Here is a 19,089-nt window from a genome sequence, read left to right on the forward strand (position 1 = left end):
CCGCCGCCGATCACGAAGGCACTCCCCTGTCTCAGCCCGCCTCCCGCGCCGCTGTCGCCGTCCTCTGCGCCGCAGGGATCGTCGTCGCGCTCATGCAGACGATCATCGTGCCGCTCATCCCGCAGCTGCCGGGGCTCCTGCGCACGACGCCCACCAATGCGTCGTGGACGCTGACGATCACCCTGCTCGTCGGTGCCGTCGGCACGCCGATCGCGGGGCGGCTCGGGGACATGTTCGGCAAGCGCCGGGTGCTGCTGGGCAACATGGCGGCCGTGGCCGCCGGGTCCGCGGTGTGCGCGCTCTCCAGCGCACTGGTCCCGTTCCTGGTGGGGCGCGGGCTGCAGGGACTCGGCATCGGCGCGATCGCCGTCGGCATCAGCATCCTGCGCGACATCGTCCCCGCCCGGCAGCTGGGCTCGGCAGTGGGCGCGATGAGCGCGTCGCTGGGCGTGGGCGGCGCACTGGGCCTGCCCTTCGCCGCGACGATCGCGCGGCACATCAGCTGGCACGCCCTGTTCTGGATCTGCGCGGCCGCCGCCGTCGTCTGCGCCGCCGCGATCCTCCGACTCGTCCCCGAAGGACCGTACGAGTCCGGCGGGCGCTTCGACCTCGTCGGCACCGTGGGCCTCACGGCCGTGCTCTCCTTCGTCCTGCTACCGCTGTCGAAGGCCTCCGACTGGGGCTGGACCGACCCGTGGACGCTCGGCCTGTTCTCCGCGTTCGTGGTGTCGGCGGTCGCGTGGTGGCGCTACGAGCTCCGCGTCCCGAACGCGCTCATCGACGTGCACACCCTGGTCAGCCGGCCCATCCTGCTGACCAACATCGCCTCCGTCGCGACCGGGTTCGCCTTCTACGCGATGCAGATGATGCCGATCCAACTGCTCATGGCGCCCGAACAGTCGCCCGCGGGCCTCGGCCTGGACATGGTGCCGGCGAGTCTCGTGCTCATGCCGAGCGGCCTGGTGATGTTCGCGTTCTCCTATGTCAGCTCGTGGATCACCGACCGGCGCGGCGCCCGCGTCTCGCTGGCCGTCGGCGCGGTCGTGATCGGCGGCGGCTACCTGGTCCTGTTGATCGGCCTCGCCGGGCCGTGGAGCATCGCCTGGGTCTGGGTCCTCGCCGCGAGCGCTTTGGTCGGCGCCGGCCTCGGCATCGCCTATTCCGCGATGCCGGCGCTCATCATGTCGGTGGTCCCCGTCTCGCAGACCGGGGAGGCGAACGGCGTCAACGCGCTCATGCGATCGGTCGGCACCTCGATGGCGACGGCCGTGGTCGGGATGGTCCTGACGGGCGCGACCGTGGTCACCGCGACCTCCGCGGGCCCGATCCGGACGCCGTCCGCGGGGGCCTACGAGGCGACGATCCTCATCAGCCTGGTGGTGTGCGCGGTGGCGGTGGTGTGTTCGCTCGCGATCCCCGAGCCTCGCTCGACGCCGTGATCCGGCCCGGCTGTTAGGTTGGCGTGGTGCCGATCACCCCGCTGACCGCGCTCCCCCGCGCGCTGTCGACCCGCGCCGCCGGGCTGCTCCGGGGCCTCGCCTCGCCCGACCCGATCACGCCCATCGGCCCGCCGGACTGGTCCGGCCTCGACGCCCGCGACTACACCGGGCCCACGCCGGCGGCCGGTTCCCCGATCGACCGGGTGCCGCTGGCGCCCGCCCTCGGCCTCGCCGACGCCGCGCAGGCGCACCGCTTCCTGTACTCCACCACCAACCAGTACGGGCCGGACGCGGTCAGCACGGCCGCCCTGTTCCTGCCCGAGGGCGACGTCCCGGCCGGCGGCTGGCCCGTCGTCGCGTGGGCGCACGGCACCGTCGGGCTGTGCGACGAGGCGACCCCCTCGGCCCAGCCCCAATCGGACCGGCAGCAGTTCTACCTGGGCCACTGGCTGCGGCGCGGGTACGCCGTGGTGGCCACGGACTATGCGGGGATGGGCACGCCGGGCCTGATGAGCTACTTGAACGGGAAGGTGGAGGCGCACAACCTCGTCGACTCGGTCCGGGCCGCAGGGCAGCTGGGGCTCCCCCTATCCCGACGGTGGGCCCTGGTCGGCCAGTCGCAGGGCGCAGGCGCCGCGATGAACGGCGCCCGGTACGCACGCGAATTCGGCGTCGGATACGACCTCGACCTGCGGGGCGTGATCGCGACCGGCACCCCGGCCAACATCGAGCGGGTGGCCCAGTTCCTGCGGCCCTCCTTCCCGCCCGTCGTGCTGCCGCCGCTCACGAACGTCTACGCCGCGTACATCCTCGCGGGCATCCGCGACGCCCGGCCGGACCTGGGCATCGACGGGCTGCTCAGCGACGAGGGCCGACGGATCGTCGACCTCGCCGAGCGCCTGAGCCTCTACGACACGCGGGAGGCCGTGCGCGGCGCCCGGATCTCCACGTGGGTGACCGCACCGCTGCGCTCGATCCCCGGGATCTACGCCGCCCTGCACGAGCACATGGGTACCCCCGTCGAGGGCTACGACCGACCGATCTTCCTGGGCCACGGTCTCACCGACATCGACGTGCCCGTGGCGTCCGGACTCTCGCTCGCGGCCGCCCTGGCGCTGCACCGGCAACCTCTGACCCTCAAGCTCTACCCCACCGACCACTTCGGCACCGTGTACGCGGCCGCCGACAACGCCGCCGAGTTCCTCGCGCGGGTCATGGAACACGAGGAGAACTGACACAGATGAAGGACTTCCACGGCAAGGTCGCCGTCGTCACCGGCGTCGCGTCCGGCATGGGCCGCGAGCTGGCGCTGGAGCTTGCCCGGAAGGGTGCGAAGCTCTCGCTCTGCGACTACGACGCCGCCGGGCTCGAGAACACCGCCGAGGCCGCCCGCGCGCTCGGCGCCGAGGTGCACACCAAGGTCGTCAACGTGGGCGAGCGCGAGCAGATCCTCGCCTACGCCGACGATGTCGTCGAGCACTACGGCGTGGTCAACCTGGTGTTCAACAACGCCGGCATCGCGCACCACGCCTCCGTCGAGAAGACCTCGTTCAAGGACTACGACCGCATGATGGACGTGGACTTCTGGGGCGTGGTGAACAGCTCGAAGGCCTTCCTGCCGCACCTCATCGCCTCGGGCGACGGCCACATCGCGAACACCAGCTCGATCTTCGGGCTGTTCGGCGTCGGCGGCCAGAGCGCCTACAACGCGGCGAAGTTCGCGGTGCGCGGCTTCACCGAGGCGCTGCGCATCGAGATGCTCTCCAGCGGCCACAACGTGGGCGTGTCCTGCGTGCACCCGGGCGGCATCAAGACCGATATCTGCAACAACGCCACCGTTGCGGAGGGTCAGGACCAGGCGGCGTTCGCGGACTTCTTCAACAAGCATCTCGCCCGGACCAGTGCCGATTCCGCGGCGCGGACCATTCTGAACGGGGTGAAGAAGAACCGGGCACGCATCCTCATCGGTCCCGACGCCGTGGCCCTGGACCTGATCGTCCGAGTCACCGGCTCCGGCTACCAGCGGCTCATGGCCTTCGCCGACGGTCAGCAGGCCCGATTCCTCTGACGCCTCAGGCCGCGGCGCCGAGGATCTCGTCCGCGGCGCGGCGGCCGGAGCTGATGGCACCGTCCATGTAGCCGTTCCACCGGCTCGCCGTTTCCGCGCCGGCCCAGTGGATCCGGCCGACCGGCGCGGCGAGGGCGTGCCCGTACTGCGTCCACACGCCCGAGCCGAGCCTTCCGCCGTAGCAGCCGCGGGTGAACTCCTCGGCGCACCAATCCATCTCGAGGTAGTCGAAGGGCGTCGCCGCCTCCGGCCCGAAGTACGTCACGAGTGCCCCGAGGACGAGCTCTCGACGCTCCGCAGCGGACAACCGCGCGGCCGTGCGAGCGTGCGCGCCCTCCAGGAAGCCGACGAGGACGCCGCAGCTCGCATCCTTCGGCGAGTTGTCGAGGACGACGTTGAAGGCGTCGTCGAGGCTGATCACGAAGCCGCTGAGGCCGTCCTCGCGCCAGAACGGGCGGTCGTAGCCGACCTGGACCTTGATCACCGCGCCGGCCGGGATCTGCTGGGTCAGTCCGTCGCGGGCGGAGGGCAGGGCCGGCAGGTACCGAATGCGACCGGCGAGGGTGGGCGGGATCGCCACGACCACTTCGTCGGCCGTCAGCGCGCCGCCCGGGCTCCCGTCGACGTTCTCGTAGGCGACGGTGACGCCGTCGCCGTCCTGCGTGATGGTCCGGACCACGGCGCCGAGCTGGACCGCGTCGCCCAGCTGCGCGGCCATCCGCTCCGAGATCTGATGGGTACCGCCGACGACCCGGGAGTCCTGCGCGCCCGTGCGGGTGGTCAGCAGCATCTCCAAGCTCGTGCCCGACCGGATGTAGGTCAGGAAGTGCAGGAAGGACAGCTCCGCCGTCTCCGCGGAGAACACCGCCGGCACGATGATCCGGTAGAAGGCGCGCGCCATCTCGTTGTCGGTGTTCGCCATGACCCAGGTGTCGACGTTGTGCCGGTCCAGCTCCGCCGCGCCCTCCGCCGCCCAGGGCTGCGCCGGGTCCACGCCGGCGGCGAGGGTCTCGATGGCCTCCCAGAGCCGGCCCACCTCGGTGAGCGAGACCTCGTCCAGGCCGTAGGTCTCGTCGGCGTACCGGACCGCCTGCCCGCCGACGACGGTGATGGCGTCACCGTCGTCGTAGGACGGGAAGGTCTCGAGGCCCAGCTCGGCGACCAGCTCGAGGGCCGCCGTCTGGTCCGGCCCGATCCACTGGCCGCCCAGCTCGACGGGCACGCCGTTGCTGAGGAACCCGCCCAGGTTCCGTCCAGCTACGCGGTCCCGCGCCTCGAGCACCCGCACCGACTTCCCCGCGGCCACCAGCCGGCGCGCCGCCGACAGCCCCGCGAGCCCGGCACCCACCACGATCACGTTCACATCCGCCATGTTCCGCTCCTTCGATCAATCTCAGTCAGTTGTATGACTTAGTTGATGCACCGTAAGCCACGTCACGTGCCCGTGTCGAGACCTTCAGGGAAATCGGGTGTGATTTGCTGGAGGGCGAATCGAGAGAGCCGGAGGCCTGATGCCCTACGTCGAGTCCGCGGTCCGCGGCCCGCAGATCGTCGCGGCCGCGCGCGCGGTCCTCATGCGAGACGGGGTGGCCAAGACCAGCCTGCGTGCTGTCGCGAGCGAGGCCGGCATCCCGCTCGGCACCCTGCAGCACGTCTTCCCCAGCAAGCAGCAGCTGCTGCAGGCCGTGATCGAGCAGGTCGTGGAGGACATCTCGGAGGTCCTGCGGAGCTCCGCGGACACGGAATCCGGTCTGGCGCACGCCATCGCACAGGGGCTACGGAACTTCTGGTCCACATTGGTCGAGGGGCAGCGCGGCCTGCAGGTGCTGCAGTACGAGCTCGTCACCCACGCCCTGCGCACCCCGGGCCTCGAGGACCTCGCGCGGATGCAGTACCGGCGTTACGCCGAGGTGGTGCGGCAGTGGTGCACCGAGGCCGCCGACCGCTCGCACGAGCGCAGCGCGGTTCCCTACGATCGCCTCGCCCGTGTCCTCGTCGCCACCGTCGACGGGCTCATCCTGCAGCAGGTGTCGGACCCCGACGCGGCGAGGTCCGAGCAGGATCTGGACGCCGCGATCGACATGCTCGTGGCCCTGGCCGCACCCGCGCCCCGATAGCGGACCGGGCACCGTCGACCATGAGGCCGACGGTGCCCGATGCGGGACGCGCGTGAGGGTTTCGATCAGGCGTTCAGCGAGGCCAGGTCCGCGTTGAAGGTGGCGCTGGGGCGCATCACCGTCGACATCTTCTCGGGGTCCGGGAGGTAGTAGCCGCCGATGTCCGCCGGCTCACCCTGGACCGCGCGCAGCTCCTCGACGATCGCCGACTCGTCGGCCGCGAGCTTCTCGGCCAGCGGCGCGAAGGTCGCCGCCAGCTCGGGATCCTCGGTCTGCGCGGCCAACTCCTGCGCCCAGTACAGCGCCAGGTAGAACTGGCTGCCGCGGTTGTCCAGTTCGCCCGTGCTGCGCGACGGGGCCTTGTTGTTCTCGAGCAGCTTGCCGGTGGCGGCGTCCAAGGTGGTGGCGAGGATCTTCGCCGCACCGTTGTCGTTCTTGATGCCCATGTCCTCGAAGCTCACGGCGAGCGCGAGGAACTCACCCAGCGAGTCCCACCGCAGGTGGTTCTCCTCGACGAGCTGCTTGACGTGCTTCGGCGCGCTGCCGCCGGCGCCCGTCTCGTACATGCCGCCGCCCGCCATCAGCGGGACGATCGAGAGCATCTTCGCCGACGTGCCGAGCTCGAGGATCGGGAACAGGTCGGTCAGGTAGTCGCGCAGGATGTTTCCGGTCGCCGCGATCGTGTCGAGACCGCGCCATGCACGCTCGAGGGTGTAGCGCATCGCGCGCACCTGCGACATGATCTGGATGTCCAGACCCTCGGTGTCGTAGTTCTTCAGCTCCGCCTTGACGGCCTTGATCAGCTCGTTCTCGTGCGGGCGGTACGGGTCCAGCCAGAACAGGACGGGCGTACCGGAGTTGCGGGCACGGTTGACCGCCAGCTTGATCCAGTCGCGGATCGGCGCGTCCTTGACGGTGCACATGCGCCAGATGTCGCCCTCCTCGACCTGCTGGGTGAGCAGGACCTCGCCGGTGGCGTTGTCCACGATGTTCGCCGTACCGGCGGCCGGCACCTCGAAGGTCTTGTCGTGCGAGCCGTACTCCTCGGCCTTCTGCGCCATCAGACCGACGTTCGGGACGGTGCCCATCGTGCGGGGATCGAACGCGCCGTTGGTCTTACAGAAGTTGATGATCTCCTGGTAGATGCGCGCGAAGGTCGACTCCGGCATCACGGCCTTGGTGTCCTTGGTGCGACCGTCGGCGCCGTACATCTTGCCGCCGGCGCGGATCATGGCCGGCATCGAGGCGTCGACGATGACATCGGACGGCGAGTGGAAGTTGGAGATGCCGCGCGCCGAATCGACCATCGCCAGCTCCGGGCGGTGCTCATGGCACGCGTGCAGGTCCTTGACGATCTCCTCGTGCTTGCTCGCCGGCAGCGTCGCGATCTTGTCGTACAGATCGCCGAGGCCGTTGTTGACGTTGACGCCCAGCTCGTCGAACAACGCCTGATGCTTGGCGAACGCGTCCTTGTAGAACACCTTGACCGCGTGGCCGAACACGATCGGGTGCGAGACCTTCATCATGGTGGCCTTCACGTGCAGCGAGAACATCACGCCCGTCTCGTAGGCGTCCTGCATCTGCTCCTCGTAGAAGTCGAGCAGCGCCTTCTTGCTCATGAACATCGAGTCCATCACATCGCCCGCGCCCAACTGCACGCTCTTCTTGAGCACGTGGGTCTGGCCGTCCGCGGTGACGAGCTCCATGCGGACGTCCCGCTCGCGGTCGAGGGTCACCGACTTCTCGCCGTGGTAGAAGTCGCCGTGCTTCATGTGGGCGACGTGGCTGCGCGAGGCCATCGACCACTCACCCATGCTGTGCGGGTTCTTACGGGCGTACTCCTTGACGGCGCGCGGCGCGCGGCGATCCGAGTTGCCCTGGCGCAGGACCGGGTTCACGGCGCTGCCGAGGATGGTGGAGTAGCGCGTGGCGATGTCGCGCTCCTCGTCGGTCTTCGGCTCGGAGGGCAGGTTCGGGACGTCGTAGCCCTTGTCCTGCAGCTCCGCAATGGCGGCCAGCAGCTGCGGGACGGACGCGCTGATGTTCGGCAGCTTGATGATGTTCGCGGCCGGGTCGAGGGTCAGCTCACCCAGCGCCGCCAGGTTGTCCGGCACCTTCTGCGCATCGGTGAGCCGCTCGGGGAAGGTCGCCAGAATGCGAGCCGCGACCGAGATGTCGCTGGTCTGCACGTCGATGCCCGCGGGGCCCGCGAAGGCCCGGATGATCGGCAGGAACGACGCGGTCGCGAGTAAGGGCGCCTCGTCGGTCAACGTGTAGATGATGGTCTGCTTCTGGTCGGTCATTGCTCTCCCGGCTCTACTGGATCTGTCGATGTGGGACTCTGCTCTGTCAGCGCAACCCATTATGGTCCTCGTGCCACCCGCGCATGTGGAGGACTGCCATACACATCCGAAGGCACGCCTTCCCGAACCCCCCGGGGCGGCGTAGAGTACCGCAGAACGTGATGCACGACACACTTCTCGCGTGATCTGGCACCGGGTCGCCCGGACGACTACTCCGAACTGAAGCCACCGGTTCACAAAGGGTGCGCCATGACCACTCCGCAGAACACCCGTCCCCCGCACTACGACCTCTGCGTCGTGGGCGCCGGGATCAGCGGCCTCAACGCCCTGTACTCCGCCACGGAATACCTCGGCTCGCAGCAGCGCGTCCTCCTCCTCGACCGCAACCCGGCGCCCGGAGGCATGTGGAACGACGTGTACGACTACGTCCGCCTGCACCAGCCGCACCCGATGTTCACCGCCGGAAACATTCCGTGGCGCCTGCGGCGACCGCCCGCGTACCGCGCCACGAAGCGTGAGGTACTCGACCACCTCGCGGATTGTCTCGCCGTGCTCGCGGATCGGGTGCGGCTCGACGCCCGGTTCGAGACCTTCTTCGAATCCGCCGAGGAGTCCGGCAACGGAGTCGACGTCCGCTATCGCGGCGCGGACGGCGCAGAGCACGTCGTGCGCGCGGACCGTCTGCTCAAGGCGGTCGCGAGCGATGTCGAGGCCCTCGAACCGCTGCGCCTGACCAGCGGATCCGTGCACTCCGTGACACCGAACGAGTGCGATGTCCGGGAGATCGGGAGCGACCCGGCGCCGCTGTGGATCGTCGGCAGCGGCAAGACCGCGATCGACACCGCCTACGCGGCACTCACCGCACGACCGGACCGGGCGGTCGGCATGTTCGCCGGGTCCGGCACCTGGTTCGCGGACCGCGACACCATGTATCCGAGCGGACTGCGCCGCTGGCGCAGTCCTCGTCCGAACGCGGTGTTCACCCGCATCTCCCGCCAGTACGACGGCACCAACGAACAGGCGGTCGCGGACGAGGCGCTGACGTCGATCGGGCTGAGGATCACGCCCGGGACGGGCAACTTCGTGGCCGGGCTGGTGTCCCGGGCGGAACGCGACACCGTCGTGCGCGGCCTGCACCCCGTGATCGACGGACACCTCACCGATGTCGTGGACGGACCCGGCGGACCGGTGGCCGTGCTCCGGGACGGCGGGACGGTGCCGATCACCCCGGGGGCCCGGGTGATCAACTGCACCGGCCACTTCCGTGTCGATCACACCGTCGACGAGCCCTATGCGTCGGCGACCGGTCGCGTGGCCGCGATCACCCGTAGCTCGTGGATCATGCATTTCGGGTCGTTCGCCGGCTACTTCCTCCCCCACCTGATGTACCGCGACCTGCTCGGAACCGTCCCCCTGTACGCGGCGGACCTGGGGGCGATCATGCGCCGCGACCCGCACGTCATGATCTACCTCATGTCCACACTCGCGCTCCACAACCTGGGACTGTTGAGCGAGGTCGTCCCGCCCGGGGTCTTCCTGCGCTGCGGCCTGGACTTCGACAACTGGGTGCCGCTCCCCCGTCGCCTGGTGGGCACCGCGCAATTCCTCGCGACCCGTCGACGCGACCGGGTCCACTTCCGCCGGACCCTGGACACGATCGCCGATCGCTACGGCATCCGATGCGCGCCCCTGACGCACGTGGCCGCCGCCTGAACCGGACATTCGTGGCGCTAGGCTGAGCGCATGGCCGGAGGACTCGCAGCACTGCTCGACGACATCGCCGCGCTCGCGCGGATGGCGGCCGCCTCGGTCGACGACGTCGCCGCTGCCGCCGGCAAGGCGAGCGCGAAGGCGGTCGGGGTCGTCGTCGACGACACCGCCGTCACCCCGCGGTACGTCCAGGGCGTGCGCCCCGAGCGCGAACTCGGCATCATCGCCCGGATCGCCACGGGCTCGATCCGCAACAAGCTGATCTTCATCCTCCCCGCGATCCTGCTGCTCAGCGCGTTCGCGCCGTGGCTGCTCACCCCGATCCTCATGCTCGGCGGTGCGTACCTCTGCTTCGAGGGCGCCGAGAAGGTCTGGGAGTGGGTCTCCGGGCACGAGGAGGCACCGTCGGGATCCGACGGTCCGGTGGACGAGAACACCGTGGTGAGCGGCGCGATCCGCACCGACTTCATCCTCTCCGCCGAGATCATGGTGATCGCCTACAACGAGATCGCCGGCGTCGTGCTCTGGGAGCAGGCCGTGGTGCTGGTGGTGGTCGCACTCGCGATCACCGCGCTGGTGTACGGCGTGGTCGCCGCCATCGTGAAGATGGACGACGTGGGCCTGGCCCTCGCGCAGCGGAAGTCGTCCGCGATCAGTGCGTTCGGCCGGCAGCTGGTCAAGGCCATGCCGGTGGTGCTGAGCACCCTGTCGACGGTCGGCGTGGTCGCGATGTGCTGGGTGGGCGGGCACATCCTGCTCGTGGGCCTCGACGACCTCGGGTGGCACTGGCCGTACTCCGTGGTGCACCACCTCGAGACCTGGGCGCACGACCTGATCCCCGCCGTCGGTGGCGTGATCGGGTGGCTCGCGAACACCCTCGCATCGGCGGTGTTCGGGCTCGCCGTGGGTGCCGTGGTCGTGGCCGTCGTGCACCTGGTCGCGAAGCTGCGCGGCGGCTCCGCCGCGCACTGAGCCTGCGCGCCGGGGTCACCGCACCGGCACGACCACCTGCGTCCGCAGCTCCGCCTCGGGCACCGTCGACGGATCGTTGAGGTAGACGTTGAAGTGGTGCGTCGCCGGGTCGCCCGGCGTGCGGGAGAGCACCAGCCCGTGCTCGGCGACGTACGCCCCGATCAGCTCGTGCGCCCGGCCGATGGCCACCGGATAGGGCCCGTCGACGGTGGCGGCAACGGCCCGTCGGGGGCCGGTCACGAGGATCCCGAGCGGCGCTGCGGCGACCGTGCCGTCGGGCACCTCGACGAAGACCGACTCGTCCACCTCCGACTCGCGGAACTCGTCGTCGTGCTCGATGCAGCCGCCGATCTCGCCCGCGGCGATGCCCTGCTGCTGCAGCGCGGGCAGGAAGCGCTGCCAGAGCAGGCCCTCGCCGGCGTAGTCGGGGACGGTGCCGCGGAGGAAGACGAGCGTCTGCGCGGGCAGGGTGGTCTCGGAAACGATCTCGGTCATGGTGGGCTCCTGGAGCAGTGTGTCGATGAGGGTCAGGCGGGCCGCCGCACGCTCCGCGGCCGCGGCGAGTTCGAGGCGCTGCGCACGCAGGGCCTCGTCGTACGCCGGGGTGCCGCGGACGGCGAGCAGGGCACCGATGGCGGACACGCCGAAGCCCACGTCCCGCAGCCTGCGGATGGCGGCGGCGTCGGCCAGCTGCCCTCCGTCGTAGCTGCGGTAGCCGGTCGTCGCGTCCACCGCCGCGGGCACCAGGACACCGTGGGTGTCGTAGTGGCGCAGCATGCGCACGCTGATCCGGCTGAGCGAGGAGAACCTGCCGATCGGCATGAGGTCCGGGGTGTCGGTCACGGGAACCACTCTGTCGCCTGACACGGTGTCAGGGTCAAGCCCCGCCCGTCACGGCGCCTCCGACGCCCCGGCCCGGGCCGCCCCCTCGGCGAGCAGGAACTGCGCGCCGCAGTAGGTGGCCATGACCGCGCCCTCGAGCCAGGCCGGTGGGTTCGTGAGGACGAACTTGCGCAGCCCCAGGATCGAATCGCTGACGAGGAACAGGCCCGCGCCGGCGAGGGTCGCGCGCCGCGCGTGTGCCGGGATCTGCGGGCCGAGAACCGTCGCGGAGGCGGCCGTGCCGCTCAGGATCGCCGAGTACACCGCGAGCACCGGCGCGAGCGCGGGTGCGGTGCGGTACGCGGCGAGGAGCGTCCGCGGCGCGCCCACCGCCCAGGCCGCGCCGACCAGAGCGGGCCGGGCGAGTGAGGCGTCCGGATCCCGCTGGGCGAGCAGCCCGCTGATGTACGCGGCGTGGCCGGTGGCGAAGGCGGTCGCGCCGAGCGCGAAGTCCTTCGGCTCGTCGCGCAGCAGCGCCACGTCACCGACCCATCCCGCGGCCTGGCCGGCGAGGGTGGTGGCGCGCAGCGGCGAGCGCCGCGCGCGGGCGTCGGCGGCGAAGGACGCGGCCAGGGTGGGCAGGAGCAGCGGCTTGGTGAAGCGCCGGGCGTGATGCCGGGACGGCTCCCGCGACGCCGAAAGGGTCGTATCGACGGTGGCGAGCGCGGCGTAGGCGAGCTTGAGGACGGTGCTGGCACGGGTCACCGCGCAAATCTATCCGTAAGCTCGTGCCGTGAGCAGCCGCACCGTCGACGCGCCCGCGAAGGGGCGCATCCGCGTCCCGCGCGACCTCGACGCGATCACCGACATCGGGCCAGAGGACCACGACGAGACGGATCCGCGGGCCGTCGAGCGGGTGTGGCTCGCGGCGCGCTCGTGGTACGCCGCCGGGATGCAGCCCGCGATCCAGGTGTGCGTCCGGCAACGCGGCCGCATCGTGCTCAACCGGGCCATCGGACACGCCCGCGGCAACGGCCCCGACCTCCCGTCGAACCGGGACGAGGCGACCGAGCCGGTGCCGGTCACCGTCGGCACGCCCTTCTGCACGTACTCCACGGCGAAGGGCGTGGCGGTCACGGTGCTGCACCGGCTGATCGAGCGGGGCGACCTCGCGCTCGACGCGCACGTCTGCGACTACCTGCCCGAGTTCGTCTCCGCCGGCAAGGACCGGATCACGGTGCGGCACGTACTGACTCACAGCGCGGGCATCCCGATCAACACCGGCCCGCGGCCCGATCTACGGCGATCCGAGGACAGCGCGTACACGCGCGAGATGCTGGCGAACATCAAGCCCGTCTACTCCCCCGGCAGGCTGCACTTCTACCACGCCCTGACCTGGGGACCGCTCGTCCGCGAGCTGGTCCTCGCCGCCACCGGCCGCACGATCCGCGAGATCGCCGCGACCGAGATCCTCGACCCGCTGGGCTTCCGCTGGACCAACTTCGGCGTCGCACCGGAGGACGTCGGCACCGTCGGGCTGAGCTACGCGACGGGCGCACCCGCCCCGGCCGCGATCGAGGCCGCCTTCCGCACGGTGGTGGGCGGGACCATGCAGCAGATCGTGCCGATGTCGAACTCGGCTCCCTTCCTCACCGGGATCGTGCCCTCGTCCAACCTCGTCTCGAACGCCGCCGAGCTGTCCCGGTTCGCCGAGATCCTCCGGCGCGGCGGGGAACTCGACGGTGTCCGCGTGCTCCGCCCGGAGACCCTCGCCGCGGCGACGGTCCAGGCCCGCCGGCTGCGCCCCGATTTCGCGACGGGCGGCGCGCCGCTCCGCTGGGGCACCGGTTACATGCTCGGCTCCGAGCGGTTCGGCCCCTTCGGGCGCGACGCGCCCCGCGCCTTCGGGCACACGGGGCTCACGGAGATCGCGATGTGGGCGGATCCGGAGCGCGACCTGGCCGCGGCGGTGGTGTCCAGCGGTAAGCCCGGATCGCACCCCGAAGCAGGCCGGTACACGGTCCTGCTGGACGCGATCGCGCGCGAGTTCGCGCGGGCGTAGACCGGCCCTCGATAGGGGCCGCCTAACGCTGCGATAGGCCCATTGACCTGGCCTTTCAGGAATATCTTGAATAATTCCAGAAAAGCTGGATTCCGCGGGCTGGCGCACGTATGGTGGGTGATGCGCGACCCCGTCAGCCCGGGTCGCAACGCTGTTACAGCCGAACACATCTTCCGTACTGAGAGGAACGCCGTGTCCGAGGATCAGACCACTTCCCCCCAAGAGCAGACCAGCGGCGGCTGCCCCGTCGCCCACGGTTCGCTGCGCCCGCCGGTGGCCGGCGGCGGCAACCGCGATTGGTGGCCCGACGAGATCGATCTCAAGGTGCTCGCCAACAACCCGGCCGAGGGCGACCCCCTCGGCGCGGACTTCGACTACGCGGCCGAGGTCGCGACGCTCGACGTGGCCGCCGTCCGTGCCGATGTCGTCACCGTGATGCGCGACTCGCAGGACTGGTGGCCGGCGGACTTCGGCCACTACGGCCCGCTGTTCATCCGCATGGCCTGGCACTCCGCCGGCACCTACCGCACCACGGACGGTCGTGGCGGTGGCGGCGCGGGCCTGCAGCGCTTCGCCCCCCTCAACAGCTGGCCCGACAACGTCAGCCTCGACAAGGCCCGCCGTCTCCTGTGGCCGGTCAAGCAGAAGTACGGCCGCAAGCTGTCCTGGGCCGACCTGATCGTCTTCGCGGGCAACGTCGCCCTCGAGGACATGGGCTTCACGACCGCCGGCTTCGCCTTCGGCCGCGCGGACGTCTACGAGCCCGAGGACGTCTACTGGGGGCCCGAGCACACCTGGCTCGGCTCGGACGGCCGCTTCAGCGGCAATCGTGAGCTGGACAAGCCGCTCGGTGCCACCCACATGGGCCTGATCTACGTCAACCCCGAGGGCCCCGAGGGCGTGCCGGACTTCCTGGCCGCCGCGGACGACATCCGCGAGACCTTCGGCCGCATGGCGATGAACGACGAGGAGACCGCGGCGCTGATCGTCGGCGGCCACACCTTCGGCAAGACCCACGGCGCGGGCCCGGTCGAGAACGGCCCGGAGCCCGAGGCCGCGCCGATCGCGCAGCAGGGTCTGGGCTGGAAGGGCGGCAACGGCACCGGCGTCGGCGCCGACGCCGTCACCAGCGGCCTCGAGGTCATCTGGACCCACACCCCCACCAAGTGGGACAACAGCTTCCTCGAGATCCTCTACGGCAACGAGTGGGAGCTGACCAAGAGCCCCGCGGGCGCGAACCAGTGGAAGCCCAAGGACGGTGGCTGGGCCAACTCGGTGCCGGAGGCCTTCGGCACCGGCAAGACCCACCCGTCGATGCTCACCACCGACCTGTCGATGCGGTTCGACCCGACGTACGGCGCGATCACCAAGCGCTGGCTGGACAACCCGCAGGAGCTCGCCGACGCCTTCGCCAAGGCCTGGTTCAAGCTGCTCCACCGCGATATGGGCCCGACGTCGCGCTACGTCGGCCCGCTGGTCCCGCAGACCGAGGAGCTGTGGCAGGACCCGGTTCCGGCCGGCACCACCCTCGACGACGCCGAGGCCGCCGCGATCACCGCGCAGATCCTGGCCACCGGACTGAGCACCGCGCAGCTGGTCAAGACGGCGTGGGCGGCGTTCTCCTCGTTCCGCCGCACCGACAAGCGCGGCGGCGCCAACGGTGGCCGCCTGCGGCTGCAGCCGCAGGCCGGCTGGGAGGTCAACGAGCCCGACGAGCTGGCGCAGGTCGTCCGCACCCTCGAGGGCGTGGCGCAGGCGTGGAGCGCCGAGTCCGGCAAGCAGGTCTCGTTCGCCGATGTCGTGGTGCTCGCCGGTAACGCGGGGGTCGCGCAGGCCGCGAAGGCGGCCGGCGTGGACGTCACCATCCCCTTCACCTCGGGCCGCGGCGACGCGACTCAGGCGGAGACGGATGTCGAGTCCTTCGCCGCTCTCGAGCCCAAGTTCGACGCGTTCCGCAACTACGTCGCCAAGGGCGCCCCGATGGGCGCCGAGTACCTCCTGGTGGAGAAGGCCAACCTGCTCGGCCTGACCGCCCCGGAGATGACGGTGCTCATCGGCGGCCTGCGCGTGCTGGGCAACAACTTCGGCGATTCCGAGGCGGGCGTGTTCACCGACCGCCCCGGCACGCTGAGCAACGACTGGTTCGTGAACCTGCTCGACATGTCGACGAAGTGGGAGTCCACCTCCGACGACGACTCGACCTACGTCGGCACCGACCGTGCCACCGGCGAGAAGAAGTGGACCGCGACCCGCGCCGACCTCGTGTTCGGCTCGAACTCGATCCTCCGCGCGCTCGCCGAGGTCTACGCGGCCGACGACGCCAAGGAGAAGTTCGTGCAGGACTTCGTCGCGGCGTGGACGAAGGTCGCCAACGCCGACCGGTTCGACGTGAAGGCCTGATCCTCTTCACTCGCCCCGGCCGCCGCGCCCCGCACACCCCCGGTGTGCGGGGCGCGTGCGTTGGAGCCCCCATTTCAGTTAGTCAAAATTAACCCTTCTGGAGATCTCCGCCGGTCGGACGCGTACGCTCGCTCCATGCCGTACTTCGATCGGGTCTCCGCCACCGCGTTCCGTCCCACCGAGCACGTCTCCGGCGGCTGGAACACCGCCGAGCAGCACATCGCCCCGCCGATGGCGCTCCTCGCCCACGTCGTCGAGCAGGATCGCGACGCGCGCCGCGACGACGGCCTGCGCCTCGCGCGCCTGAGCTACGACATCCTCGGCACCCTGCCGATGGACACCGTCGAGGTGGATGTGCGCGTACTGCGCCCGGGCCGCACCATCGAGCTGGTCGAGGCGACCCTCAGCCACGGCGGCCGCCCCGCGCTCACGCTGCGCGCGTGGCTGCTCGACCGGCGCGACACCACCGACCTCGCGGGGACCGAGTTCGATGCGATCCCGCCCGCCGCGGAGATGCCCACATGGGACCCGAGCACGGTCTGGCCCGGGGGCTACATCGCGTCCGCCCGGACCCGACGCGTCCAGACCCGCCCGGGGCGCGCCGCGTACTGGGTCGACTCGACCGTCGCGCTCCTCGACGAGCCCTCCGGTCCGGTGGCCCGCGCGGCCAGATTCTTCGACATCGCGAACGGCATGACGGCCCGTTTCGCGCCCGGGGAGGTGGCCTACCCCAACCTGGACCTCACCGCGCATCTCTTCCGCGATCCCGAGGGCGACGCTCTCGGCTTCGACACCCGCGTGTCGACCGGTCCCGACGGCGCAGGTCTGACCCATTCGGTCATTCACGACATCGAGGGGCCGGTCGGAACGGTCGATCAGATCCAAACGGTGCGTCCACGCTGAAAATGTGTCGATAGTGTGGTTACATACCGAGCGTTCGAATTCACCCTGTCGAAGGGACACTGACATGAACGCTCGGATCACCCGGACCATCGGTGCAGTAGCCGCCGCTGCAATCCTCACCACCGGCCTCGCCGCCTGCGACAAGGCGAAGGACGCGACGGACTCCGCCACCTCCGCCGCGGGCAGCGCCGCAGCCGCCGCCACCTCGGCCGCGGGGAACGCCGCCGGACAGGCCACGTCCGCCGCCGGCGCCGCGGCGAGCAATGTCGCCGGCCACGGGGGCCCCGAGGCGAAGCCGGCGGTGCCGTCGACGACGCTGCGGTCCGCGGGAGGCACCGAGGTCACCATCACCGACGCCCCGATCCTCGCGGAGTACGCCAAGTACGGCTACGACAAGGGCCACCTCGGCGCGCCGCTCGGCCCCGTCGCCCCGCTGCCCGACCACCACGGCAAGTTCCTCACCCTCAAGGGCGGGACCATCTACTGGTCGGAGGCGACCGGCGCGCACGTGGTCCACGGCGTGATCGGTGACAAGTGGGGCGAGGTGGGCCACGAGGCCGGCAAACTCGGCTACCCGACGAGCGACGAGACCGCGGAAGGGTCGACGATCAAGCAGACCTTCCAGCACGGGACGATCACCTTCGCCGACGGCAAGGCCACCGTCTCCTAGCGCGTTCCGCACACCCGCAGGGCCCGCTCACGGCGCCGTCCCGATGTACCCCGTTCGTGCCGCCGGCACGAACGGCGCGGGGCGGCGCTGAACGCTCATCGGACCGTCCGCGTCGGTCAGTCGGCGCAGGAGCGCCTCCGGCCATCAGCGCACGCGCAGGCGGACGCCCGGCGGCAGGACCGCCCGCGCCGCGAGGAGCCGGTGCGGCGCCACGCCCCGCAGCACGACGGTGACCGGCTCCGTCGTCAGGAGCTCCGTCTCGTCGGACGTGAACCCGGCGCCGGCGAGCGCGCCCTGCAACTCGGCGGGCGAGATCCACCCGCCCGGGACGGCGATCCGATCGGCGGCGATCGGCTTCTTCGGGATCGTCGCGAACGGATGGAAGGGCGCCGCCAGGGACATCGTCAGCAGCGTCGTCAGCGCCTCGACATGTCCCTGCGCCTGCTCGGGCGTGTAGAGATCGGGGTGGAACGCGCCCTCGACGACGACCTCGTCGCCCGGTCCGGGCCAGATGTTGAACAGGCAGTCCTCCACCGGGCCCCACGCCCCCACATCGACGGTCCAGCCCTCGTGGCGCACGTACGGCAGGACATTGACGACCGGACCGTACAACCGGCCGGTGCGCCACGCCGCCGGCAACGCCGTCAGCAGTTCCTCGGGGCGCTCCCCGGCCGCGACCCGATCGCCCGCGGCCGCGAGCCACCGGGTCACGCGGCCACCCAGGCCCGCGGGTGTCGAGTCGGGAAGCACTTCGAGGCGCAGCGGTACGACCGCCATCCACTGCACGGGCGTCGACCGTTGCGCGGGGGTGCGGCGCAGGGCCGACACCACCCCGATCCGGGCGTCGGTCGTGCCCAGGTACCGCGCGGTGTACGCCCCGACGGTGCCCACCGCCTCGCTCGGCCACGGCGCGCGCTCGTGCAGGCCGGGAATCCGAATGCTCTCGCGGTGCAGGAGCGGCCGCTCCGCCGGCGGGGCGGAGCGCGCGGTGAACGCGATCTCGCGCCCCGGCTGACCCACCCCGTCGGTGGCCCCCGACCAGAACGCGAGGTCCGGCGGGCGCGGCGGCGCGACCTGCGCGGCGACCTCCGCGAGACTGCCGAGCGGGGCTCGCGGCAGCGGGATCCCCGCGACCTCGCGCGGATAGCGCTCGACGACCCGGCGCGCGAGCAGCTCGAGTCCGTATCCGTCGAGAACCGCGTGGTGCGCGCGGACCACGAACACGTGGTCCGCGCCGACACGGGCGACGGCGATCCCGACCAGCGCGGCATCGTCGGGCATCGGGGCCGGCAGCTCGCGCCAGGCCCGGTACTCGCTCTCCGTGTCGAAGGCGCGGACGTCGATCGCAGCGCGCTCGGCCGGAACAAGGCGGGCGGCGCCGTCCCCGTCGTGAACCATCCCGAGGCCGGAGACCTCCGTCTCGTCCAGCGTGCTCGCGGCGGCGCGTACCAGCGCGTGCTCGTCGACCCGCCCCGAGGTGCGCCAGGCCGCCTCGATGCGGAGTGCGGCGGACCCCGGGTTCTGCGCCTCCAGACGCAGCATCGCGAGCTGGGACGGGAGCGGATGCACCCGGACACCCTACCCGCGCGGGTCGTCGTACTGCTGACGTTGTATTCCGGATGC

Annotated in this window: 15 protein-coding genes; 10 read left to right on the forward strand and 5 right to left on the reverse strand. The window is 71.0% G+C overall.

What is annotated here, in order from left to right; all coding sequences use genetic code 11:
• Positions 1-26: 26 nt before the first annotated feature.
• The 3 genes from ABZX10_RS08855 to ABZX10_RS08865 are packed head-to-tail and all read left to right on the forward strand — an operon-like array spanning position 27 to position 3,507.
• Positions 27-1,439, forward strand: a complete 1,413-nt coding sequence (locus ABZX10_RS08855; RefSeq protein ID WP_355537526.1) for an MFS transporter — start codon at positions 27-29, stop codon at positions 1,437-1,439.
• Positions 1,440-1,465: 26 nt separating this feature from the next.
• Entirely contained in the window at positions 1,466-2,674 is a 1,209-nt protein-coding gene (locus ABZX10_RS08860; protein ID WP_355537416.1) for a lipase family protein, read from the forward strand.
• 5 nt (positions 2,675-2,679) lie between these two features.
• Positions 2,680-3,507 (forward strand): SDR family NAD(P)-dependent oxidoreductase, encoded by an 828-nt coding sequence (locus tag ABZX10_RS08865; protein WP_355537419.1) that lies wholly within the window; start codon positions 2,680-2,682, stop codon positions 3,505-3,507.
• 4 nt (positions 3,508-3,511) lie between these two features.
• Here ABZX10_RS08865 and ABZX10_RS08870 read toward each other — a convergent pair whose 3' ends face one another.
• Positions 3,512-4,879, reverse strand: coding sequence for a flavin monoamine oxidase family protein (locus tag ABZX10_RS08870; RefSeq protein WP_355537422.1), 1,368 nt, complete (start codon positions 4,877-4,879; stop codon positions 3,512-3,514).
• A gap of 139 nt (positions 4,880-5,018) precedes the next feature.
• Between ABZX10_RS08870 and ABZX10_RS08875 the strand changes: the two genes are divergently transcribed.
• On the forward strand, positions 5,019-5,624 hold the full coding sequence (locus tag ABZX10_RS08875) for a TetR/AcrR family transcriptional regulator (protein ID WP_355537425.1): 606 nt from the start codon (positions 5,019-5,021) through the stop codon (positions 5,622-5,624).
• Positions 5,625-5,689: 65 nt separating this feature from the next.
• Here the strand turns inward: ABZX10_RS08875 and ABZX10_RS08880 are convergent, their stop codons facing one another.
• Positions 5,690-7,927, reverse strand: a complete 2,238-nt coding sequence (locus tag ABZX10_RS08880; protein ID WP_355537428.1) for an NADP-dependent isocitrate dehydrogenase — start codon at positions 7,925-7,927, stop codon at positions 5,690-5,692.
• A gap of 249 nt (positions 7,928-8,176) precedes the next feature.
• Between ABZX10_RS08880 and ABZX10_RS08885 the strand changes: the two genes are divergently transcribed.
• Together ABZX10_RS08885 and ABZX10_RS08890 are read left to right on the forward strand one after the other, a co-directional pair.
• Positions 8,177-9,640, forward strand: a complete 1,464-nt coding sequence (locus ABZX10_RS08885; RefSeq protein ID WP_355537431.1) for an NAD(P)-binding protein — start codon at positions 8,177-8,179, stop codon at positions 9,638-9,640.
• Between the two features lie 30 nt (positions 9,641-9,670).
• Positions 9,671-10,609 (forward strand): DUF808 domain-containing protein, encoded by a 939-nt coding sequence (locus ABZX10_RS08890; RefSeq protein WP_355537434.1) that lies wholly within the window; start codon positions 9,671-9,673, stop codon positions 10,607-10,609.
• 15 nt (positions 10,610-10,624) lie between these two features.
• On the opposite strand, the gene ABZX10_RS08895 is transcribed toward ABZX10_RS08890, so the two are convergent.
• On the reverse strand, positions 10,625-11,452 hold the full coding sequence (locus ABZX10_RS08895; protein WP_355537437.1) for a MerR family transcriptional regulator: 828 nt from the start codon (positions 11,450-11,452) through the stop codon (positions 10,625-10,627).
• A gap of 48 nt (positions 11,453-11,500) precedes the next feature.
• Positions 11,501-12,196: a lysoplasmalogenase gene (locus tag ABZX10_RS08900; RefSeq protein WP_355537440.1), complete on the reverse strand. Its 696-nt coding sequence runs from the start codon at positions 12,194-12,196 to the stop codon at positions 11,501-11,503.
• Positions 12,197-12,224: 28 nt separating this feature from the next.
• Between ABZX10_RS08900 and ABZX10_RS08905 the strand changes: the two genes are divergently transcribed.
• The 4 genes from ABZX10_RS08905 to ABZX10_RS08920 all read left to right on the forward strand — a co-directional run bounded on the left by ABZX10_RS08905 (position 12,225) and on the right by ABZX10_RS08920 (position 17,466).
• Positions 12,225-13,493: a serine hydrolase gene (locus ABZX10_RS08905; protein ID WP_355537443.1), complete on the forward strand. Its 1,269-nt coding sequence runs from the start codon at positions 12,225-12,227 to the stop codon at positions 13,491-13,493.
• Between the two features lie 192 nt (positions 13,494-13,685).
• The gene (katG, locus tag ABZX10_RS08910) at positions 13,686-15,893 is read left to right on the forward strand and encodes a catalase/peroxidase HPI (RefSeq protein WP_355537446.1); all 2,208 of its coding nucleotides are present in this window, start codon (positions 13,686-13,688) and stop codon (positions 15,891-15,893) included.
• Between the two features lie 135 nt (positions 15,894-16,028).
• The gene (locus tag ABZX10_RS08915; protein WP_355537449.1) at positions 16,029-16,796 is read left to right on the forward strand and encodes a thioesterase family protein; all 768 of its coding nucleotides are present in this window, start codon (positions 16,029-16,031) and stop codon (positions 16,794-16,796) included.
• Between the two features lie 64 nt (positions 16,797-16,860).
• Positions 16,861-17,466, forward strand: coding sequence for an esterase (locus ABZX10_RS08920; protein ID WP_355537452.1), 606 nt, complete (start codon positions 16,861-16,863; stop codon positions 17,464-17,466).
• A gap of 144 nt (positions 17,467-17,610) precedes the next feature.
• Here the strand turns inward: ABZX10_RS08920 and ABZX10_RS08925 are convergent, their stop codons facing one another.
• A complete protein-coding gene (locus ABZX10_RS08925; protein WP_355537455.1) occupies positions 17,611-19,035 on the reverse strand; it encodes a hypothetical protein in 1,425 nt (474 codons plus the stop codon).
• Between the last annotated feature and the right edge of the window lie 54 nt (positions 19,036-19,089).

The organism is Tsukamurella sp. NPDC003166 (assembly GCF_040611135.1).
In the GTDB taxonomy this organism is placed as follows: domain Bacteria; phylum Actinomycetota; class Actinomycetes; order Mycobacteriales; family Mycobacteriaceae; genus Tsukamurella.